The sequence below is a fragment of the Microbacterium sp. T2.11-28 genome (genome assembly GCF_950097975.1).
Taxonomy (GTDB): Bacteria; Actinomycetota; Actinomycetes; order Actinomycetales; family Microbacteriaceae; genus Microbacterium.
Map to the genome: position 1 here is coordinate 121,491 of NZ_CATNHF010000029.1, position 17,293 is coordinate 138,783.

12 protein-coding genes are annotated in these 17,293 nt (G+C 70.9%); 7 read left to right on the plus strand and 5 right to left on the minus strand.

The window, feature by feature from the left end:
• Positions 1-5: 5 nt before the first annotated feature.
• Positions 6-1,379, plus strand: a complete 1,374-nt coding sequence (locus tag QQZ13_RS13190) for a polysaccharide pyruvyl transferase family protein (protein ID WP_284529766.1) — start codon at positions 6-8, stop codon at positions 1,377-1,379.
• 2 nt (positions 1,380-1,381) lie between these two features.
• On the opposite strand, the gene QQZ13_RS13195 is transcribed toward QQZ13_RS13190, so the two are convergent.
• Genes QQZ13_RS13195 through rfbA form a run of 3 tightly spaced genes read right to left on the minus strand, consistent with a single transcriptional unit; the run spans position 1,382 to position 4,649 of the window.
• Positions 1,382-2,779 (minus strand): sugar nucleotide-binding protein, encoded by a 1,398-nt coding sequence (locus QQZ13_RS13195; protein ID WP_284529768.1) that lies wholly within the window; start codon positions 2,777-2,779, stop codon positions 1,382-1,384.
• Between the two features lie 2 nt (positions 2,780-2,781).
• Positions 2,782-3,780 (minus strand): dTDP-glucose 4,6-dehydratase, encoded by a 999-nt coding sequence (gene rfbB, locus QQZ13_RS13200; RefSeq protein WP_284529769.1) that lies wholly within the window; start codon positions 3,778-3,780, stop codon positions 2,782-2,784.
• Positions 3,780-4,649 (minus strand): glucose-1-phosphate thymidylyltransferase RfbA, encoded by an 870-nt coding sequence (rfbA, locus tag QQZ13_RS13205; RefSeq protein ID WP_284529770.1) that lies wholly within the window; start codon positions 4,647-4,649, stop codon positions 3,780-3,782. Before rfbA ends, rfbB begins: the two co-directional genes overlap by 1 nt.
• Before the next feature lie 43 nt (positions 4,650-4,692).
• Here rfbA and QQZ13_RS13210 point away from each other — a divergent pair, with 43 nt between their 5' ends.
• From QQZ13_RS13210 to QQZ13_RS13235, 6 genes are read left to right on the plus strand one after another with little or no spacing between them, the layout of a single operon-like run.
• Positions 4,693-6,639: a glycosyltransferase family A protein gene (locus QQZ13_RS13210; protein WP_284529772.1), complete on the plus strand. Its 1,947-nt coding sequence runs from the start codon at positions 4,693-4,695 to the stop codon at positions 6,637-6,639.
• Positions 6,636-7,898, plus strand: coding sequence for a polysaccharide pyruvyl transferase family protein (locus QQZ13_RS13215; RefSeq protein WP_284529775.1), 1,263 nt, complete (start codon positions 6,636-6,638; stop codon positions 7,896-7,898). The genes QQZ13_RS13210 and QQZ13_RS13215 overlap by 4 nt, the downstream gene beginning before the upstream one ends.
• A 38-nt stretch (positions 7,899-7,936) precedes the next feature.
• Entirely contained in the window at positions 7,937-11,137 is a 3,201-nt protein-coding gene (locus QQZ13_RS13220) for a glycosyltransferase (protein WP_284529776.1), read from the plus strand.
• Positions 11,138-11,169: 32 nt separating this feature from the next.
• A complete protein-coding gene (locus QQZ13_RS13225; protein ID WP_284529778.1) occupies positions 11,170-12,282 on the plus strand; it encodes an NAD-dependent epimerase/dehydratase family protein in 1,113 nt (370 codons plus the stop codon).
• Complete coding sequence (locus tag QQZ13_RS13230; protein WP_284529780.1) at positions 12,279-14,078, plus strand: CDP-glycerol glycerophosphotransferase family protein; 1,800 nt, start codon at positions 12,279-12,281, stop codon at positions 14,076-14,078. Before QQZ13_RS13225 ends, QQZ13_RS13230 begins: the two co-directional genes overlap by 4 nt.
• Positions 14,075-14,788, plus strand: coding sequence for a 2-C-methyl-D-erythritol 4-phosphate cytidylyltransferase (locus QQZ13_RS13235; RefSeq protein ID WP_284529782.1), 714 nt, complete (start codon positions 14,075-14,077; stop codon positions 14,786-14,788). The genes QQZ13_RS13230 and QQZ13_RS13235 overlap by 4 nt, the downstream gene beginning before the upstream one ends.
• A 6-nt stretch (positions 14,789-14,794) precedes the next feature.
• Here the strand turns inward: QQZ13_RS13235 and QQZ13_RS13240 are convergent, their stop codons facing one another.
• Both QQZ13_RS13240 and QQZ13_RS13245 read right to left on the minus strand, forming a co-directional pair.
• A complete protein-coding gene (locus QQZ13_RS13240) occupies positions 14,795-16,195 on the minus strand; it encodes a bifunctional cytidylyltransferase/SDR family oxidoreductase (RefSeq protein ID WP_284529783.1) in 1,401 nt (466 codons plus the stop codon).
• Positions 16,196-16,225: 30 nt separating this feature from the next.
• The gene (locus QQZ13_RS13245; RefSeq protein ID WP_284529784.1) at positions 16,226-17,272 is read right to left on the minus strand and encodes an LCP family protein; all 1,047 of its coding nucleotides are present in this window, start codon (positions 17,270-17,272) and stop codon (positions 16,226-16,228) included.
• Positions 17,273-17,293: the final 21 nt, after the last annotated feature.

Consider the following 17,293-nt stretch of genomic DNA (forward strand, 5'->3'; position numbering starts at 1 on the left):
GACACATGACCGACGACACCGCGCGCCGTCCGCGCATCCTCTGCGTGGGCGCCTACGAGCGCGACAACTTCGGCGATCTGCTGTTCCAGATCATCACAGCGCAGTACCTCGGCGACGCCGACGTCGTCTACGCGGCCCCGTTCGCCGCCGATATGACGGATCTCATCGGGCTCGAGATCCCCACCTACGGACCGCTGCTGGAGTCGGAGGCCTTCGACGCGATCTGGACCGTCGGCGGAGAGGTCGGCGGCACGAGCGTCGACTACGCGTTCCGCACCCGCCATGACAAGGAGGCGACGCGCGTCTACGACGCGGCGACTCCCGAGGAGCGGCGCGAGATGATCGCCGCCGAGTTCGGCGCGGTGCCGATGGAATCGCCCTACATCCCGCGTCCGTCGGCTTACCCCAAGAACGTCCGCGCGGCGCTGGTGCTCAACTCCGTCGGTCTCGCCGGCATCCGCGGGCTCGGCTCGATCCGCCGCGCCGGAATGCTGGGCCTCCTCCACGAGGCCACCCGCATCACGGTGCGCGACTCCGCCGCCAGCCGTTTCCTCGCCGCCGAGGGCATCGAGCATCGCCTCGAGCCCGATCTCGTGCACTCCATCGCGATCACCCGCCCGCGTCCGGCCGACGCGGTCCCCGGAGACTACGTCCTGCTGCAGGCGTCGACGACCCACGTCAAGCGATACGGCATCAAGGCCTTCGCGCAGGCGATCATCGACAGCGACGTGCTGCGCGACCACCCGGTGCGGCTCTTCACCGCCGGCACCGCTCCCGGGCACGACTCGTTCGAGCAGTACGAGCAGATCCGCGACCTGGTCCTGCGGGCAGACCCGTCGCGCCGTCTGGAGATCAGCCGCACCATCGACCCGTGGGAGCGCGTGGACGAGATCGCGGGGGCCAAGCTGTGGATCGGCAGCTCGCTGCACGGGCGCATCATCTCCGCCGCCTACGGTGTGCCGCGCGTGAGCTTCGCCAAGCGCAAGGTCGACGACTACGTGCGCACCTGGGATGCCGACATGCCCTGGCGGATCGATCACACGCAGATGAACGAGGCCGCCGCGCAGGCGCTCGCGATGCCGACGGACGACCGCGGCCAGGAGCTCGGCCGCCGCGCTCACGAGAACATCCTCTCGGTCGTGGAGCACGTGAAGGAGTGGGCGGCCACGGGCGGCCCTGCCGACCGTGTCGAGGAGGTGCTGGCGATCCGCAACGCGCAGTGGAGCCGCATGACCCTCGAGATCGCCCGCGCCGAAGCCGCGCGTGCCGTCGCCGAGGCCGCGCCGGCGACGCCCTCCGCCCCCGCCGCACCGGTCGGGCTTGCGCGCCGCGTCCGCCGGCGTCTCGGCCGGGTCGTGCGGCGCGTGCGCGGCCGCTGAGGTCAGCGCAGGTAGTCCTCGAGCGTCGCGGCCGGGCGGAAGCCCGTCGCCGCGAGCTTCGACAGGTCGAGCACGCTGTTGCGCGGCCGCGGCGCGATCGGTGAGGTCGCCGAGGCGAAGTACTCCTCGGTCGTGACCTCGGTGACCCGCGCCGGGTCGTGGCCGGTGAGCGCGAACACGTCGCGGGCGATCTGCGCCCACGAGGTCGGCGCCCCGTCGCCGGTCAGGTTGTAGACGCCGTAGGCCGGCGCGTCGTCGAGCAGATGGCGGACGCCGCGGGCGATGTCGCTCGTGAAGGTCAGGCGGCCGGTCTGGTCGCCGACGACGCGCGGGTCGATCCCGCGCTCGGCGAGGCCCGCCATCGTGCGGACGAAGTTCCCGCCCTCGCCGATCACCCACGACGTGCGCAAAATGTAGTGGCGGGGGGTCGTGGCCGCCGCGAGGTCACCGGCGGCCTTGGACTGCCCGTACACGCCCAGGGGGGACAGCGGGTCGTCCTCGGTGTAGGGGCGGTCGGCGGTGCCGTCGAAGACGTAGTCGCTGGAGACGTGCACGAGGGTGATGCCGTGGGACGCGGTGATCGCGGCGAGGGTCGCGACGGCCCGGGCGTTGGCGGCCCAGGCCTGCGGTCGCCCTTCCGTGGTCTCCGCCCCGTCGACGGCGGTGAACGCCGCCGCGTTGACGATCGCGTCGTAGTCGCGCCAGCGGCGGGCCGTCGCGATGCCGGGGGCGGTGAGGTCGAGGTCGGCGCGTCCCGCGAACTCGACGTGCGACTCGCCCGCGAACTCGGCCCGCAGCGCGCGTCCCAGCTGTCCGTCGGCCCCCAGCACGAGGATCTTCCGCCGCGGGACGGGCACGACGTCGGCGAGCCGGGGATGGGCGAGGTCCTTGGCGGACACCTCCACCTCGGCGAGCGGGATCGGCCAGGGGATCGCGACCGTCTCGTCGGCCAGGTTCAGGAAGGAGTACTCGGCGTCGGGGGACCAGTGGTCGTTGACGAGGTACACGTACGCCGTGTCGGGCTCGAGGGTCTGATACGAGTTGCCGACGCCCCGGGGGACGAAGATCGCCGTGGACGGGTCGAGCTCGGCCGTGAACACGGTGCCGAAGCTCGGACCCTCGCGCAGGTCGACCCAGGCGCCGAAGATCCGGCCGGTCGCCACCGAGACCCACTTGTCCCAGGGCTCGGCGTGGATGCCGCGCGTCGTGCCGACCGCGTCGTTGAAGGAGATGTTGTTCTGCACCGGCCCGAAGTCGGGGAGTCCGGCGGCGACCATCTTCTCGCGCTGCCAGTTCTCCTTGAACCAGCCCCGGGAGTCACCGTGGACCGGGAGGTCGAACACGACCAGGCCGGGGATCGGCGTCTCCCGTCGGCCGAGCTCCTTGCCGAACTCCGTCACCGCTACTGGCCCTTCGCCGCGTAGAACGCCTCGACGCCGTCCTTGGCCGGAGCCCACCAGTCCTCGTGGGCCCGGTACCAGTCGATCGTCGCCGCCAGTCCGGACTCGAAGTCGGCGTACTGCGGCTTCCACCCGAGCTCCGTGCGGAGCTTCGAGGAGTCGATCGCGTAGCGCAGGTCGTGGCCCGGCCGGTCGGCGACGAGGTCGTAGGCGTCGGCATCCTGCCCCATGAGGGTGAGGATGAGCTCGACGACCTGGCGGTTGTCCTTCTCGCCGTCGGCGCCGATCAGGTAGGTCTCGCCGATGACCCCGGTGTCGAGGATCGTGAGCACCGCCGACGAGTGGTCGTCGGCGTGGATCCAGTCGCGCACGTTCTCGCCCGTGCCGTAGAGCTTGGGCCGGATGCCGCGGATCACGTTCGTGATCTGTCGCGGGATGAACTTCTCGACGTGCTGGTAGGGCCCGTAGTTGTTCGAGCAGTTGCTGATCGTGGCCTGCACGCCGAAGGAGCGCACCCAGGCACGCACCAGGAGGTCCGATCCCGCTTTGGTCGAGGAGTACGGAGAGGACGGGTTGTAGGGAGTCGACTCGGTGAAGCGTGCCGGGTCGTCGAGCTCCAGGTCGCCGTAGACCTCGTCGGTGGAGATGTGGTGGAAGCGCGTGCCGTGGCGGCGCGCGGCCTCCAGCAGCGTGTAGGTGCCGATGATGTTGGTGTCGACGAAGGGACGCGGATCGTGCAGCGAGTTGTCGTTGTGCGACTCGGCGGCGTAATGGACCACGGCGTCCGCCTTCCCGAACAGCTCGTCGACGAGCGGCGCATCGGCGATGTCCCCCTGCACGAGCTCGACGCGGTCGCCGGGCAGGCCCGCGAGGGAGGCGCGGTTGCCCGCGTAGGTGAGCTTGTCGAGCACCGTCACGTGGTGGTCGGTGTGCGCCACGACGTGGTGCACGAAGTTCGATCCGATGAAGCCGGCTCCGCCGGTGACGAGCAGTCGCGACATCAGCGACCCCTTTCCAGACATTCGAGGAGGTATGCGCCGTAGCCGCTCTTCACGAGCGGCGTGGCCCGCTCCCGCAGCTCGGCGTCGCTGAGGAAGCCCTGCCGCCAGGCGACCTCCTCGGGGACGCCGATCGACATCCCGGTGCGGCGCTGCATGGTCCGGACGTACTCGGCCGCGTCGGTCATCTGATCGAACGTGCCGGTGTCGAGCCAGGCCGTGCCGCGGGGGAGGATCTCGACCTGCAGCGCGCCGCGGTCGAGGTAGGCCTTGTTCACATCGGTGATCTCGTACTCGCCGCGCGGTGACGGCGTCAGTCCCCGCGCGATCTCCACGACGTCGTTGTCGTAGAAGTACAGGCCGGGGACCGCGTAGTTGCTCTTGGGGACGGCGGGCTTCTCCTCGAGCGAGACGGCCCGTCCCTCGGCGTCGAACTCCACGACCCCGTAGGCAGAGGGCTCCGCCACCCAGTACGCGAACACGGCGCCGCCGTCGAGGTCCGCGTAGCGCTTGAGCTGGCGGCCGAGGCTCGGACCGTAGAGGAGGTTGTCGCCGAGGACGAGGGCCACCTTGTCGTCGCCGATGAAGTCGGCGCCGATCGTGAAGGCCTGCGCGAGGCCGTCGGGCGAGGGCTGCTGCGCGAAGGTCAGCGAGATGCCGAACTGCGAGCCGTCGCCCAGGAGCTTCTCGAAGAACGCGGCGTCGTGCGGGGTCGTGATCACCAGGATGTCGCGGATCCCGGCGAGCATGAGGGTCGAGAGCGGGTAGTAGACCATCGGCTTGTCGTACACCGGAATGAGCTGCTTGGAGACGCCCAGGGTGATCGGGTGCAATCGCGTGCCCGAACCACCGGCGAGGATGATCCCTTTCATCGGTTCATCCTCCCACATGGACGCTCCGGCCTAGAGTTGATGGGTGCTCAAGGTCTCCGTCGTCGTCCCGACCTACCAGACGCCCCCCGAGGGACTGAAGCGGCTCGTGGCCTCGCTCAATCGCCAGACGATGCCGGCCGAGGAGTTCGAGGTCGTCTTCGTCGACGACGGCTCCCCCGACGACACTCCGGCGCGGCTGCGGGAGATCCAGGAGACCCGGCCCAACGTGCGCGTCGAGCGCATCGAGAACTCCGGCTGGCCGTCCAAGCCCCGCAACGTCGGCGTCGACCTCGCCCGCGGCGAGTACATCGCGTTCATGGATCACGACGACGAGCTCTACCCCGACGCGCTCCGCGCCGCCCACGCGTTCGCCGTGGCCCACCGCTCCGACGTCGTCAACGGCAAGGAGGCGCGCACGAGCGTGCCCGGCTGGGCGATCGCCGTGTATACGGCCGACGAGCCGCAGTCGATCGGCAATCCCGATCGGCACCCGCTGCTGCCGATGAACCCCCACAAGCTGTACCGTCGCGACTTCCTCCTGGCACACGACATCCGCTTCCCCGAGGGCCGCAAGGTGATGTGGGAGGACATCTTCTTCAACGTGCAGGTGGCGCGGCACGCCCAGGTGATCTCGACCCTCTCGACGGTGCCGTACTACCACTGGGTCACCACGGAGGGGAGCGGATCGACGACGTTCGTGAAGACCCGCGACGACTACTGGTACTGGCTCGAGCAGGTCTACGAGTACATCGAGGAGCAGCTCGCCGGCGACGAGAACCGGCTCCAGCGGGAGCAGCTGCTGATGCACCAGTACTCCTACCGCGTGCTCGGGGCGTTCGACCTCAAGTACGTCTCGCGCTCCGAGCGCAACCGCGAGTTCATCTTCGAGCACTGCCGGCGGCTGCAGGCCGCGCACGGCATGACGCAGTTCGACGATCGCGTGGGACCCTCCCGCCGCCTGCGGTCGGAGCTGCTGCAGGCCGGCGACCGGACACTCCTCGAGGAGGTGTGCCGCACCGACGCGTCGGTGCCCGGGTGGGGACGCGCACGCGAGCTGCGGTGGGAGGACGGGCGGCTCCGCGTCGCCGTCGACATCGAGTGGTCGGACTCGCAGGGGCGTCGTCCGGCGCTCGAGCGCCGCGACGGCCGCATCCACAAGGTCGTGTCCGACGAGGTGCGCGCCGCGGTCACCGAGGCCGCGCTGGACGTCACCGACGACCTCGCGAAGGCGACGGCGAGCCTGGCCGTCCACTCGCGCCGGTCGCGCATCGCGTGGCCCGTCCCGTCCGAGACCCGCGTCGAGATCGTCGACGGACCGGGCGATGCGGTGGGGCTGTCCGCACGACTCGTGGCCGAGCTCGATCCCGCCGTCGCCGCGCTGGGCGCCGCCTTGACCCCCGCCACGCACTGGGACCTCAACCTGCGGGCCAAGCTCGGCAACGGCACGACGCAGCGCGGGGTCCGCACCGAGATCCCGGCTTCGGTGACCGTGACCGGCGGCGCCGCGCACCTCATCTACCCCAACGACGGCGGCAGCGCGACGCTGATCCCCGGCGGGCAGGTCGAGGCGGTCCGTCGTCTCACACCCGTCTCGGTCGAGGCGGGCGCCGACGGCGAGGTGCGGATCCGGCTGTCCGGAGTGCACGACGGCGACGGCGATGTCGCGACCTCCGTGGGGGTGTACGGTCCGCGGCGCGCGGTGACGACCGTGCCGGCGGTGCTCGCGGTGAGCGCCGGGGTCGCCACCCTCCGTGTGCCGCAGGGGTCGAAGCGCCTGCGGCTGCGGGTCGGCGACCGCACGCCGGGCGCGCCGCTGTGGTGGAACGTCGTGCGCACCCGCGAGGGCGTCGCCCTGACTCCGGGAGCCGAGCCCCCTCGGCCCAAGCCGCCGAAGCGCGTGAAGCGTCCGGCGCCGACGGTGGGCGCCCTGGTGCGACGCCTGCGCGCCAGGGCCGGCGGGCTGCTGCGCCGGCTGGGACTGCGCCGATGACGGCGTCCCGCATCCTGGTGCGCGCCGGCAAGGATCCGCTGACCCCGCTGTCCGCGGAGCGCTCCCTCTCGATCCGTCGCAACGGCGTGTTCGGCACCAACGCGGGCAACATGCTCTTCTATACCGCCGCGTGGCGGACGCTGCTCACGCGGGACGTGGTGCTCGAGGCGGACGCCTACGCCATGGAGCGCGAGGACCCCGCCCGTGTCGCGGCGCGCCTGAACGCGGAGTACGACCGCGTCGTCATCCCCCTCGCCAACGCCTTCCGCCGCAGCTTCCTTCCGAACCTCGACCGCCTGACCGAGGTCGTCAGGCGGCTGGAGATCCCCGTGACCGTGCTCGGCGTCGGTGCCCAGTTCGGCCTGAACGCCGCCGTCGAGGAGGCGCCGTCGGAGCTGCGCGACTCCGTGCGCGCGTTCGTCGCCGCCGTCCTCGACCGGTCGCCGTCGATCGGCGTGCGCGGCGAGACGACCCACGCGTTCCTGCGCGACCTCGGATTCGCCGACGACTCGGTCGAGGTGATCGGCTGCCCGTCGCTGTACGGCTTCGGTCCGGCGCCGGCCCTCGGTGCGGTCGGTCCGCTGACCTCCCGTTCCCGGCTCGCCGTCACCTACTCGCCCTACCTCCGCGACGCGGGCACCTTCGTGCAGGCGGTCACCACGGCGTTCCCCGACAGCTATGTCGTCCCGCAGACGGTGGAGGCGCTCGCGCTGATGCTGTGGCGGGAGCCGACCGCGCACGCGGCCGACCGCAGGCTCCCCGAGAGCGCCGACCACGAGCTGTACCGCACCGACCGGATGCGCTTCTTCGTGGACGCGACGACGTGGATCGACACCCTCCGCAGCCGCGACCTCGTGGTCGGCACGCGCATCCACGGGACGATCGCGGGCGTGCTCGCCGGCGTTCCCGCCATCCTGATCGCCCACGACTCGCGGACGCGCGAGCTCGCGGAGTTCCACGCGATCCCGGTGGTGCGCAAGGCCGGCCTCCGCCGTGTCGACGTGGAGCGCTGGTACGACGCGGTCGACTTCGGGGCCTTCGCGGCGCGCCATCCCGCCAACGCGGAGCTGTTCCGCCGCTTCCTCGAGCGGCACGGACTCGCCCACACCCTCGCCGACCCGGCACCGCGGTTCGATCGCGAGCTGGCCGGGGTCGCCTTGGCGCCGCCGGTGCACACGGCCGACGCGAAGGGCGCGGCGGGACGCCGGTCGACGGCCGCACGCCTGCGGCGGGCTCTGCAGCGGCGCGTCCGGCGGTGACCCTCGGCGGCGCCGCCGCCGCCGCCTAGAGTTGAGGCGTGCCGAGCGTCTCCGTGATCGTCCCCACCTACAACACGTCCAAGGACGGTCTTGCGCGGCTCGTCGACTCGATCGACGCGCAGACCCTGCCGCCGTCGCGATACGAGGTGGTGTTCGTCGACGACGGCTCGACCGACGACACCTTCGACACGCTCCAGGAGATCGCCCGCGCCCGCCCCAACGTGCGCGCCCTGCGGATCGAGAACTCCGGGTGGCCCTCGCGGCCCCGCAACGTCGGCATCGAGACCGCCTCGGGCGAGTACGTCCTGTTCATGGATCACGACGACGAGCTCTCGCCGGACGCGCTGCGGGCCGGATACGAGCTGGCCGCCGCGAGCGGGGCCGACGTGCTCAACGGCAAGGAGGCTTACACGCAGACGGCGCACTGGGCCCTGGACACCTATCCCGCCGATTCACCCCAGGTGCTCGGGCACACCGACCTGCACCCCCTGGTGCCCCTGAACCCCCACAAGCTGTACCGGCGGGAGTTCCTGCTCGCGCACGGCATCCGATTCCCGGAGGGCCGGGTCGTGCTGTGGGAGGACCAGTTCTTCAACGTCGAGGTGGCGCGCCATGCACGGGTGATCGCGACGCTGGCCAGCGTGCCGTTCTACCACTGGGTGCGCACCGAGGGCAGCGGCTCCACCCTCTTCGTCCGCGCCTCGGAGCACTACTGGACGTGCTTCCGCCGCCTCCTCGACTGGACCGTCGAGCAGCTGTCCGAGCCGGCGCTGCGCGAGCAGCTCGACCAGCTGATGCTCCATCAGTACACGATCCGCATCCTGGGCGTCTTCGACCACCTGTACGCCGGCCGTCCCGAAGCGGACCGCGCCTTCCTGTTCGACCAGGTGCGCGCGATCCAGGAGGACTACGGCCTCCGGCGCCTCGACGGCCAGCTGAGCGTGTCACGGCGGCTGCGCGCCGAGCTCCTCGCCGCGGGGGACCGGGCGGCGCTCGAGCAGCTCACCGTGACCGACCGCGACATCATCGGCGAGGGCCAGGCGACCTCCATCGCGTGGCGCGACGGCGTGCTGCACATCGAGGCGACCATGGAATGGACCGCGCCGGACGGCGGTCCGCTGGCGCTCGAGCAGGTCGGGGACCGCGTCCTCAAGCGCGTGCCGGACGGGGTGGCGCGGGCGCTGGACGGGCTCCCGGGCGGATCCCGCGACGTCACCGCCGAGATCGCGGCCGCGGAGCTCGACCTGTCGGTGCGGTCGCGCCCGTCGCGGATGGTGTGGCTGACGCCCACCGATCACACGGTGTCGGCAGAGGCGGCCGCCGACGGCGGCGTGCGCGTCACGGCGACCCTCACCGGCCGCATCGATCCCGAGACGGCCGCGCTGGGGAACGGACTGGACCCCGTGTACCAGGACGTGCTGCTGCGCTGCCGGCTGGGCGGCTCCCTCAACCATCGCGCCCTGCGCAGCACCCTTCCCGCCACGGTCACCATCCGTCGCGGGCGGCTGCATCTCGTGTACCCCAACGACGGGGGCGCCGCCACGCTCATCCCCGACGGCCAGGTGGAGGCGCTGCGGCGGCTCCGGCCGGAGTCCGCGCGCCGGGTGGCACCGGGGCGCTACGAGATCGCGCTCGCGGGCGAGCACGACGGCTCCGGGCAGGTGGCGACGACGCTCGGCGTGAGCGCGATGACGACCCGTGGGCCGGCGTACGCCGATGTCCCCGCGACGCTGCGGGTCGAGGACGGGCGCGCGAGCGTGCGGTTCGCCTGGCCGGAGCCGCGCATGATCGTGCGCATCGGCGATCGTGCGCCGGGTCGGCCGTCCGGGTGGGCCGTGGAGACCGCCGCCGACGGGGCCGCGTCGGTGACGCCGCTCGGCGGCGACGGTGAACGCCCGCGCACCCGAGTCCTCCTCATCACCAATCGCGACTCCGACAACGTCGGCGACCAGCTCATCGAGGAGTCCGCGCTCTCGCTGCTGCGCAAGGTGCTGGCGGACCTCGGGGTCGCGGCCGGCGACTACACGATCACGAGTCGCGCGGCCGGCATGATCCCCAAGCGGTATGCGGAGACGGGCGACCCCGCGCTGCTCGCCGAGGCGCGAAGGGCGATCGGGGCGGCGGACGTCGTCGTCTTCGGGGGAGCGCCGCTGTTCAACTACGCCTACCAGGAGTTCTCCGCGCGGACCGCGGGAGCGCTGGCGGTCGCCCGCGAGCTCGACGTGCCGGTGATCTTCTCGAGCATCGGCATCGAGGGCTTCGACCCCGCCCACCCGCGGGCGCGCGCGCTGCAGGAGGCGGTCGCCGCGGCCGACGTGCGTCAGATCACCACACGGGACGACCTCGACTCCCTCCGCCGGCTGGTCGCGGGGACGCACATCCCCATCGCGCGGGTCGCGGACCCCGTCGTCCTCGCCGACGCGGTGTTCGCCGGGCTTCCCGCGCCGCGCCGCGCCGAGGGCGCACCGCGGAGGATCGGTCTCGTGGTCACCCGGACCGGTCTGTTCGCCGACAACGGGGTGCGCTTCTCCGAGGCGGAGCAGCGCCGATTCTGGATGGACGTCATCGCCGAGGTCGAGGCGCGCGGCGACGACTACCGGCTGTTCACGACGGGGCACTTCTCCGACGAGGCGTTCCTCGACGGGCTCGTCCGCGCCGAGGGGATCCCCACCGGGAAGGTGGCGTTCGCGGTGAACTCGCCGGAAGAGCTCCTCGCCGAGATCCGCGCCTGCGACGGCGTGATCGCCTTCCGCCTCCACGCCAGCATCGCCGCGTACGCGTTCGGCATCCCCTCCGTCGGCCTCTCCTGGAACCCCAAGGTGCGGGCGTTCTACTCGTCGATCGGCCTCCCCGACCGCTCGCTGGAGCCCGCGCACTGGTCGGCCGCCCGCGCCGTGGCCGCGCTCGAGAAGGCGATGTCGGAGGGCGTCACGAAGGACGAGGACTATGTCCGGAGCGTCTACGACAGCCTCTTCTCGGCCATGAAGTCGGTCGTCGCTCCGGACAGCGAACGGGTGCCCGTCTCGTCGGCGGCGCTGCGCGACGAGCTTCCGCGCTTCGCGGGCACGACGCCGGGACAGTACCGGGACAAACTGCGCAGCAAGTTCCGTCGCACGTACGAGAGCTACCGGAAGTACTACCGGCACCCGGCGGCCATCGCCGGCGCGGCACCGCCCGGACCGACCCTCCTCCGGCGGATCGCGCGGCGACTGCGCCGGATGCTGGGAGCCCGCCCATGAACGCCCCGGACGGGTCGCGTAGAATCGCTGGAATGCCCGCACAGACCCACGGCGATGCCGGACACCAGCCCGAAGAAGCCGCTCCGACCGTCGCGGTCACCGGTAGCGCGGTCGTCGACCGGGACCTGGGCGAGATCCTCGGGGCCGCGCTGCCCTGGGACCAGCTCGCCGGCAAGACGGTGCTCGTCTCGGGCGCCGCGGGCATGATCCCCGCCTACGCGGTCTACACGCTGCTCGCACTCAACGAGGCGCACGGCGCGGGGATCACCGTCCTCGGACTCGTGCGCAACCTCGCCAAGGCCGAGACGGTCTTCGCGGCGCTGCGGGACCGGGACGACTTCCGTCTCGTGGAAGGCGACGTCCAGGAGGAGATCCCGGTCTCCGAGCCCGTCGACCTCGTGATCCACGGAGCGTCTCCGGCGCGGCCGGCGCTGCACGCGGGGAGCCCCGTCGACACGATCCGCGCCAACGTCCAGGGCGCTTTCGGACTGCTCGACCTCTGCGTGCGCACGGGAGCGCGGTTCGTCCTCATGTCGTCCGCCGAGGTGTACGGACAGCGCGCGGACGACGGGTCGCTGGTGTCCGAGAGCGACTACGGCGCGGTCGACATCCTCAACCCCCGCGCGTGCTACACCGAAGGAAAGCGCGCCGCGGAGACGATCGCCGTCAGCTATCACGCCCAGTACGGCGTGCCGATCACGATCGCCCGCTTCGGGCACATCTACGGACCCGGCATGGCGCTCGACGACGGCCGCGTGCAGGCCGACTTCACGGCGGATGTCATCGCCGGTCGCGACATCACGCTGAACAGCGACGGCAGTGCACGGCGCACGTACACCTACCTCGGCGATGCGATCGCCGGCATGTTCACGGCGCTCCTGGTCGGGGAGAACACCGCCTACAACATCTCGGACCGCGACGGCTTCATCAGCATCCGCGACCTCGCCGAGGCCTTCACGGCGGCGCGACCGCAGAGCGGGCTCCGGGTGCGCTTCCGCGACGACGTCGACGTCTCGCAGTACAACCCGGTCAAGGGCCAGGGGCTCGACGACGCGCGGCTGCGCGCCCTCGGCTGGGCTCCTCACGTGGGGCTCCGCTCCGGCATCGATCGCACGATCGCGTGGCACGAGGAGCGCCGCGCGTGAGCACGCCGACCGACCCGCAGCTCCTGCACGACGGCGATCTCGGAGAGGCCGAGGTCCTGCCTCCCCTCCCGGTCGACCTGACCGTCCTGAGCGTCACCTGGGAGCGCGTCTTCGTGACCCTCCACCTCCAGGCCTCGCCCGGACCGGGCTCCCTCCTTCCCGCCGACCTGTCCTTCTCGTTCGTCGACGGCAGACGAGAGTTCGAGGTGCCGGCCACGCGCCGCTCCGACGGCGGCTTCGACATCCGCGTCAACATCACGACCTTCGAGGACCGCCGCGGCATCCCCAACGGCACGTGGCGGGTCCGCGCGCGGTCGGGCGAGCAGCTGTCGGCCCCGGCGGAGTTCGACGGCGAGCGACTGGGCGACCTCGACGACGCCTCGCGGGTGTTCCTCTACGACAGCAACCGGCAGGTGCTGACGGTGTCGTTCGGGATCGCCGAGAACGTCGACGACCTGGACCGACTCGACTTCCTCATGCGCACCTACCAGCTGGCGCGCGAGAAGCCGGCGCCGAAACGGCGGAAGCTGCGGTTCCGCCCGATCAAGCGTCTGCGCAAGGCCCTGTTCAGCGATACCCGCAAGCAGGCGTACGCCGGGATCATCTACCAGCTCGTGAACCGCTGGGTCGGTGTGAAGCCGGGGCGGATCCTGTTCGCGTCCGATCAGCGGCTGAAGCTCGACGGCAACCTGCTCCGCGTCCACGAGCGCCTCCTGGAGCGGGGCTACGGCGACCGGCTCGAGATGAAGTTCTCCTTCCGCCTTCCCCGCACCGGCGGCTGGCGCACGACGATCCGGATCATCTATCTGCTCGCCACGAGCGAGGTCGTCCTCCTCGACGACTACTTCGGCATCCTGAAGAGCGTGAAGATGGACCCGCGCACGAAGGTCATCCAGCTCTGGCATGCCGGCAGCGGGTTCAAGTCGGTCGGCTACAGCCGCTTCGGCAACCCCGGCTCGCCGAAGCTCTGGCACCCGCACCGCCAGTACACGTACGCGATCACCGGGTCGGAGCACCTGCGCCACGTGTACGCCGAGGCGTTCGGGATCGAGGAGAGCGCCGTCATCCCCACGGGTCTGCCGCGGGTGGACTGGTTCCTCGACGAGAAGCGCACCGCCGAGTTCACGGCGCGCTTCTACGCCGAGCACCCCGAGCTCGCCGGCAAGCGCATCATCCTCTTCGCACCGACCTTCCGCGGTCGCTCGATCTACACCGCGTTCTACGACTACGACCAGATCGACTTCGCGCGGCTCTACGAGGCGTGCGGTGAGGACACGGTGGTCCTGTTCCGCATGCACCACTTCGTCCATACGCCGATCGACATCCCCGAGCAGTATCGCGACCGGTTCTTCGACTTCACGACGTTCGCGGACGGACTGAACCTGCTGCACGTCACCGACGTGCTCATCACCGACTACTCGTCGATCATCTACGAGTTCTCCCTGCTCGACCGGCCGATGCTCTTCTTCGCCCCGGATCGGGTCAACTACGCGGCGACGCGCGGATTCCACCGCGACTACGACGAGACCGCTCCCGGGCGCGTGGCGACGACGTTCGACGAGGTCATCGACGCGATCACGACGGGGGAGTTCGAGCAGGAGAAGGTCGCGCGGTTCCGGGCCGAGAACTTCGACCGGATCGACACCGGCGCGGCGGACCGCGTCATCGACTGGCTGATCCTGGCCACTCCCGCCGAGGACAGCGGCCGTCGCGTCGCCGCCGAAGCGCACGGCGAGGTCAGGGACGAGGCGGAGGACTCCGCCGAGGCCGAGATCTCTGAGGAGGAGATTGCATGAACATCGCCGTTATCTTCGCGGGCGGGATCGGGTCGCGGATGACCTCGGCCACGCTGCCGAAGCAGTTCCTGGAGATCCACGGGACGCCGCTGATCGTGCACACGATCCAGCACTTCCAGGACCACCCGGAGATCGACCGCATCGCCGTGTCGATCCTGCCCGAGTGGCGCGAGAGGTTCGCCCGGCTCGTGGCCCGGTACGAGCTCACGAAGGTCAACCTGATCGTCGATGGGGGAGCGACCGGCCAGGAGTCGCGGCACAAGGCGCTGCGCGCCGTCGCGAACGACGCTCCCGGCGACGCGGTCGTCCTGCTCCACGACGGCGTGCGCCCCCTGATCAATGCCGACGTCATCTCCGAGAACATCGCCACGGTGCGCGCGAAGGGTCCGGCGATCACCAGCACCAAGTTCAACGAGACGATCATCTCCTCCGCTGACGGCGTGGTCGACGAGGTCATCCCGCGCGATCTGCTGTTCGTCGCGCAGGCGCCCCAGAGCGCGCGCCTCGACGTCGCGCTCGACGTGTACGACCGGGCGGTCGCCGACGGCGAGAACGACTCGATCGACACCTGCAGCCTGCTGCGCCGCTACGGGCACACGCTCTACCGCGTCGACGGTCCCCGTTCGAACATCAAGATCACCACGGCGGAGGACTACTACATCTGCCGCGCGTTCTTCGACGTGCTCGAGCGCAACCAGATCGGCGGCTGAGCGGGCTCAGGCCCGGTTCCCGGCACCGCGCATCGCGGCGACCTGCACGGTCACGATCTGGCCGGTCAGCTCCGACGCCGCGACATTGAGGGTGACGCGCGCGACGTCGGCGGGGTCGAGGAGCGAGTCCAGCGGCTCCTCGCCGAAGGCCTGGGTGCGCATGGGGGTGTTCGTGCGCTGCGGGTTGATGCAGTTGATCCGCACCCGCGACGGCTCCCACTCCTCGGCGAGGGCCTGCGTGAGGTTCACGATGCCGGCCTTCGTCGCCGAGTAGGCGCTGTAGCCGGCGCGCCCGCGCGTGTAGGAGCTCGAGGTGAACAGCAGAACCTGCCCGGCCGTCTCGGCGAGGTAGGGGTGGGCCTCGCGCGCGACGAGCGCCGGCGCGATGAGGTTCACCTCGATCGTGTCCTTCAGGTCCCGCTTGGGGCTCTCGACCAACGGGGCGATCCGCAGCACCCCGGCGGTGACGATGACGACGTCGATCCGCCCGACGTTCTCGTGCACGTCCGCCAGCGCGCGGCGGACCGCCTTGGCGGATTTGATGTCCGTGCCGGTCGTGGACCGGCTGAACTCCGAGACGATCGCCCCGGCCTGGCGCGCCTGGTCGACGATGCTCTCGCCGATGCCGTAGCTGCCGCCGAAGACGACGACGCTCTTGCCGGACAGGTCGGGGACGGCTGTGGTGCTCTCCAGCGACAGGCTCGCCGACTGCAGCTGGAACAGCTTGTCGGCGATGTGCACGTCGATCGGCTCGGTCACCTTCATGTTCTCGGCCGTGCCGTCGACGACGTAGATCGGGACCTCGGGGAGGTAGGTGAAGACGACGCCGCAGTCGTCGGTGGCCTTGAAGCCCGGATCGTCCGCCGCGATCTCGTAGGCGCGGCGGATGGTCGCCAGCCGGAAGGCCTGCGGCGTCTGACCGCGGCGCAGCATCGAGCGGTCGGGGATCCCCGTGATGAGCCGGTTCCCGTCGACCTGGATGATCGTGTCGGCCGAGGGGATCGCCGTGTCCACCGCGTCGTACTCGTCGAGCGCGCGCACGCAGTCCTCGATGATCCGGTCGTCGATGAACGGACGCACCGCATCGTGGAAGAGGACCTTCGTCTCGTCTCCGTCGATCGCCGCGATGGCCAGCTGCGTGGTGTCGTTGCGGGTCTCGCCGCCGGGGAGGATGCGGGTGAGCTTGGCGAAGCGGTCGTTGTCGAGCAGGTGGTCGAGCTCTCCGATCGCCGCGGCGTTCATCATGATGATGATCTCGTCGATGTGAGGGCTCGCGTCGAGGGCCTCGAGCGTGTGCTCCACGATCGCCTTGCCGGCGATCTTGATGAGCTGCTTCGGGATGCCCAGGCCGACGCGGACGCCGATGCCTCCGGCCAGCACGACGGCGACGGTGCGGGGAGTGCTCACGACCCAATCCTACGGTGCGCCCCGCTCGGGCTAGAGCTCCGGAGGTTCGTACGCGGACAGCGTGCCGTCCTCGATCGCCTGCCGGACGACCTCCATCTCGTCCGGGTCGGGCAGCACCACGGACTGCCCGCCGCGCCAGCCGGTGCCCAGCGTCGGCGAGGTGAAGAAGTGGACATCGCCCGAGCGGATGTCCCGCGCGCCCCAGATGGTGGACAGCAGGTACCAGGGATCGACACCGGCATCGACGGTCAGGTGCGGCGAGACCGCCGACACGAGCTCGCTCACCCGGAAGGGGTTCACGAGCGTGTCCGGGCTCAGGATGCCCGACAGCATCCCCTTCAGGAAGCGCTGCTGGTTGGCTGCCCGGCGGTAGTCGCCGGTCGCGAACGCCTTGCGCTCGCGCACGAAGGCGAGGGCGTCGCCGCCGGCGAGCGTGATCTCCCCTTCGTCGAAGTGCTCGCCCGAGACGGCGGTGAAGGCGGACGGGTTCTGCACCGTGACGCCGCCCAGGGCGTCCGAGATCGCCGAGAAGCTCTCGAAGTCGACGATGGCGACATGATCGATCCGCGTGTCGATGAACTGCTCCACCGTCTGCACGACCAGGGGCACGCCGCCGAGAGCCATCGCCGCGTTGATCTTCCCCTCGCCGTGGCCGGGGATGTCCACCCAGTTGTCGCGCATGATCGACATGACCGTGACGGTCGCCTGATCGGCGGGGATGTGGACGACCATGATCGTGTCGGACCGCCCCGTGAGGTCGTCGCCCTCGTCGGTGCCGCGCGAGTCCGATCCCAGCAGCAGCACCGTCTGCGCGCCCTCGACGGCGGCGGGCCGATCGCCGTCGGGGAAGGCGTCCTCCAGCCTGTCGGCCTGGTCGAAGGACGACCACAGGTTCCAGGCGAAGACGCCCACCACGAGGAGGGCGACGACGAAGACCGTGAGGACCGTGAAGAAGGCGATCTTGACCCGGTCGCGCGTGCGGCGCGGCTGCGTCGGGGCGGCTGCGGGGCCGCTGTCGGCGACGGGGAGGACGGCGGTGGGCATGCCGTTCTTCGGGATCCGGGGGTCGTCGGTCATCCCGCCATCCTGGCAGGCGGG

Coding starts and splice junctions, on each gene's coding strand:
- QQZ13_RS13235 (WP_284529782.1), top strand. CDS start 14,075: ATGAACATCGCCGTTATCTTCGCGGGCGGGATCGGGTCGCGGATGACC.
- rfbB (WP_284529769.1), bottom strand. CDS start 3,780: ATGTCGCGACTGCTCGTCACCGGCGGAGCCGGCTTCATCGGATCGAAC.
- QQZ13_RS13215 (WP_284529775.1), top strand. CDS start 6,636: ATGACGGCGTCCCGCATCCTGGTGCGCGCCGGCAAGGATCCGCTGACC.
- QQZ13_RS13245 (WP_284529784.1), bottom strand. CDS start 17,272: ATGACCGACGACCCCCGGATCCCGAAGAACGGCATGCCCACCGCCGTC.
- QQZ13_RS13190 (WP_284529766.1), top strand. CDS start 6: ATGACCGACGACACCGCGCGCCGTCCGCGCATCCTCTGCGTGGGCGCC.
- rfbA (WP_284529770.1), bottom strand. CDS start 4,649: ATGAAAGGGATCATCCTCGCCGGTGGTTCGGGCACGCGATTGCACCCG.
- QQZ13_RS13225 (WP_284529778.1), top strand. CDS start 11,170: ATGCCCGCACAGACCCACGGCGATGCCGGACACCAGCCCGAAGAAGCC.